General features: G+C 65.1%; 3 protein-coding genes and 1 pseudogene. 3 read left to right on the plus strand and 1 reads right to left on the minus strand.

Going from position 1 to position 1690, the window contains the following annotated elements:
- The 3 genes and pseudogenes from MKL09_RS26450 to MKL09_RS26460 all read left to right on the plus strand — a co-directional run.
- Positions 1-348: pseudogene (locus MKL09_RS26450) on the plus strand (hypothetical protein); the annotation flags it as partial.
- 29 nt (positions 349-377) lie between these two features.
- The gene (locus tag MKL09_RS26455) at positions 378-608 is read left to right on the plus strand and encodes a hypothetical protein (RefSeq protein ID WP_244024988.1); all 231 of its coding nucleotides are present in this window, start codon (positions 378-380) and stop codon (positions 606-608) included.
- A 237-nt stretch (positions 609-845) separates the two neighbouring features.
- Entirely contained in the window at positions 846-1211 is a 366-nt protein-coding gene (locus MKL09_RS26460) for a hypothetical protein (RefSeq protein WP_244024989.1), read from the plus strand.
- 4 nt (positions 1212-1215) lie between these two features.
- Here the strand turns inward: MKL09_RS26460 and MKL09_RS26465 are convergent.
- Positions 1216-1690, minus strand: a 475-nt coding sequence (locus MKL09_RS26465; RefSeq protein ID WP_244024990.1) for a methyl-accepting chemotaxis protein, incomplete at its 5' end; no start/stop codon positions are given.

Below are 1690 nucleotides of genomic sequence, written 5' to 3' on the forward strand. Positions count from 1 at the left end.
GTGGGCGTGTCCGAGACCACCGTGCGCAACGCCATTCGCGAGGCGCGCAAGCTCGGGCTGGTCACGGTCGAGGAGCGCCCCGTCACCGGGTTTCGCAACCTGCCGAACATCGTCCGCATCGTCTCGGCCGAGTGGACCGCCTGGCTGCGCTTGGCCCGGAAGGGTTCCATCTCTCAGGGGGGAGGGTGCAAATCCCCGCAGCGCACGCCTACTGAAGTTCTAGACCTGTCAGAATCGGGGAAAACGGAACCGAAGAAGGGCTGCCGACGAGCGGCGGTTCGGGCTCGCGGTGTGCCAGGGCAAGATTCTGTCGCGGGTCCGTCACGGGGCTCGCGCGCTATGTCGTGAGCGCATGCGACTGGACGATCTGACGAACGATGCGGGACTTTCGATTCTGTGTGGCGCTGCGCCGAGCTGATGGGACGCTTGATAAGCCCCTGCACGAAGAGGTCATCACCGCGGAAGATGGGACAAGCGCCATCGCCCTAGCCAAGGCCATCGACGTGGACATGCTCAGGCTGCGGGCCAATGCGATCTATCTTGTCGACCCACACGGCTATGTCGCCTGGTCACTGCGGCTTGCGGACGTATCCGACGTTAGCGCCTGAAGCTGCCGACAAGCGGTAGGCGACGCCGACTGATAAGGCCGGCCGTGAGTCAGCGCTGGCGACGACACAACTACGCGGTGACGGGTAGTACAAAGAGCGCCATTGGGTGACAAAGCCCGCCATGATCAAGGCGGATCGATGGAGATGATCATTGACGCTCGTCTACCGCGGGCATGTACCGAGAGCTTTCGTAGACTGCGCCACGCGGCTGCTCGAAACCGGGCGGGGGCTTGAACCATGAGTGAAGGCATCGTCCCGCTGCGCCGAAGCGGCGAAGAGCGATCCCCTATCGCCCGTGTCGACATCGCTGCCGTGGAACTGCTCGTCAGCGGTGAAGCCATCAGCCTGCAGACGGCGCGTGCCGAGGTGATCCTCAAGGACCTGCGAGCACAGCGGGACCAGATGTCGACGCTGCTCGCGGACCTGCGCGCACGAGGTTTGATCGGCGATGCCCAGATTGACGAGGTCAACGCCAGCCTCATCTCGGCGATCAACCAGGGCATCGTGCAGATCGACCTGTTCATCGCCCAGGCGCGGGTCCTCGTGAAGGAGGCTCAGCAAACCGACGTAGAGCGGTCTCTCAAACTGGGGTCAGCGCCGTAAGGCCTCAGTGCCGGTATCGTTCGGCCAGCACCATAAGGGACTGTGCCAACTGGGTGATGTTGGCTGAGGCGGTTTCAACTTGGCGGGTGCCGGCCGCCGTCTGCTGGCTCGCTTGCCGGATGCCGTGTAGCGCCTGCATCACCTGCTCGATGCCGAGCTGCTGCTGGTTGGTCGAGGCCACGATCTGCTGGAACGTCTGCACGTTCTCCTCCACCCGCGCCGTGATCTCCTCGATCGTCCGCTGCGTCGTATCCGAGCGGGTCTTGCCGGCCGCCGCCCGCTTCACCGCCTCCTCGGTCAGCATCACCGAGGTGTTGATGCCCCGCTGGATCTCGCCCAGGATCCCCCGGACCTGCCCGGTGGCGGCCTTGGCCTGGTCGGCGAGCAGCTTCATCTCGGAGGCGACCACCGCGAAGCTGCGCCCGCTCTCGCCGGCCGCCGCCGCCTCGATCGCGGCGTTGAGCGCGAGCAGATGTGTG

This window comes from Methylobacterium sp. J-048, assembly GCF_022829515.1.
GTDB lineage: Bacteria > Pseudomonadota > Alphaproteobacteria > Rhizobiales > Beijerinckiaceae > Methylobacterium.

Excerpts from the sequence above, each read along its gene's own strand:
- MKL09_RS26455 (WP_244024988.1), top strand. The coding sequence starts at position 378 with ATGCGGGACTTTCGATTCTGTGTGGCGCTGCGCCGAGCTGATGGGACG.
- MKL09_RS26460 (WP_244024989.1), top strand. The coding sequence starts at position 846 with ATGAGTGAAGGCATCGTCCCGCTGCGCCGAAGCGGCGAAGAGCGATCC.